This is a genomic window from Stieleria sp., from assembly GCF_041595215.1.
In the GTDB taxonomy this organism is placed as follows: Bacteria; Planctomycetota; Planctomycetia; order Pirellulales; family Pirellulaceae; genus Stieleria; species Stieleria magnilauensis.
Genome location: NZ_JBFHKV010001429.1, coordinates 1 through 1,732, shown reverse-complemented (window position 1 = coordinate 1,732; position 1,732 = coordinate 1). Strand labels below are relative to the sequence as shown.

The following is a 1,732-nucleotide window of genomic DNA, read 5'->3' as shown; positions in this document are numbered from 1 at the left end:
GGAGATTCGTCAAAATGGAACGGACGCCGATGACATTCGGATCGGAGAAGTCCGGCTTTACCCGATTTCGGCGGAGACACGTCGCAATCTCGCCCAGGTCGAGATCTCGCTAGTGGATCCCGCTGGTGCCCCGATGCCCGGACGAATCACGATCACCGATCACGCGGGTGCGTTGATTCCCGTCGGTGCCGTGTCCAACCACGACAGGGCCGTTCGCCAGGGCGTGGTCTACACACTCAGCGGCAAAGCTGCCTTCGGTGTCGCGCCTGGTCAATATCGCATCGTTGCCACCCGAGGATTCGAATACTCGTTGGCCGACGTGACGATTCAACCGACGGCGGGACAACGGATCACGAAAACATTGGTGTTGTCACGCCAGGTCGATACACGCGGCTGGGTCGCATGCGACACCCACGTGCATACGGTCACGCATTCCGGGCACGGTGATTGCACCATCGAAGAGCGGATGGTGACGTTGGCCGGCGAAGGCATCGAGTTGCCGATCGCGACCGATCACAACAAAGCCATCGATTACCGGCCGATCGCCGAGTCGATGGGCGCGGACGCCTACTTTACGCCTGTCATCGGTGATGAATGCACTACGAAACAAGGCCATTTCAACATCTTTCCGATCCGTCCCGACAGCGAGCTGCCCGATCATACGCAAACCGATTGGAAATCATTGCTGGCCGACATCGCGTCGACGCCCGATGTCAAGGTCGCGATCTTGAATCACGCACGCGACATTCACAGCGGATTTCGGCCCTTCTCGCCGGCCCGCCACAACCGTTTGACCGGCGAACGACTGGACGGAAAAGCGTTGGATTTTAACGCGATGGAGATCATCAATTCGGGAGCGGTGCAAACCGAGACGTTGGAATTGTTCCACGATTGGTGCGGCTTGATCAATCGTGGACTGGACGTGACCCCGGTCGGTTGCAGTGATTCGCACGATGTCGCTCGTTTCATCGTCGGTCAAGGCAGGACCTACATTCGCTGTGACGATGCAAACCCTGGGCAGATCAACGTCGCCGACGCGATCGACGCGTTCGTTCAAGGACGTGTGATTGTCAGCTATGGCTTGATGGTGGATTTAACGGTCCATGACGACTCGGGGCCGGGGGATCTGGTTTCGCTGGATCCTGATCAGGGAGATCTGGTGGTGACCGCGCGGGTGATGGGACCGGCGTGGACACGCGCCGATTCGGTCGCGTTGTACGTTTGCGGCCGCGAGAGGTTTCGGCACACGGTCGCTGCTCCGCCGGACCGCGAAACCGCAGTCGATGTGCGTGTCACTTGGCGTCTGCCACGTTCCGAGTGCAGACAAGATCTGTGGCTGACTGCCGTGGCCACCGGTCCCGGCATCACCGATCCCTCCTGGGCGACGGCGCTGCCCTACCAGCCCACGTCCCCTTCGTTTTCCCCCACGGTCTTCAGCTCCACGGGCGCGATTCGCGTTGATGGTGATGGAGACGGAACATTCACATCGTCATTGGAGTATGCGCGGCAGATCGTCCGGCGGCACGCGGGGGACGCCGCCGGATTGCTGAATCGGTTGCGTTCCAGCGATCCAAGCGTGATCCATCACGTCGCGTCGCTGTTGCGAACGTCCGCTGATGCGCTCGCGGAATTGGAGTCTTTGGCCCAGGGGGATGTGGCCAAGGCGTTGAGTGAAGCTCGCCGGGCTGACCGCATGTCCGTCGTCGCCAAGCTTGAAGGCGTCCAATAGCCG

At 60.5% G+C, this 1,732-nt stretch carries 1 protein-coding gene; it reads left to right on the top strand.

Annotated elements, in window-relative coordinates; all coding sequences use genetic code 11:
* A partial coding sequence (locus ABX749_RS31840; RefSeq protein WP_372899583.1) for a CehA/McbA family metallohydrolase occupies window positions 1-1,729 on the top strand: 1,729 nt, incomplete at its 5' end.
* Window positions 1,730-1,732 lie beyond the last annotated feature (3 nt).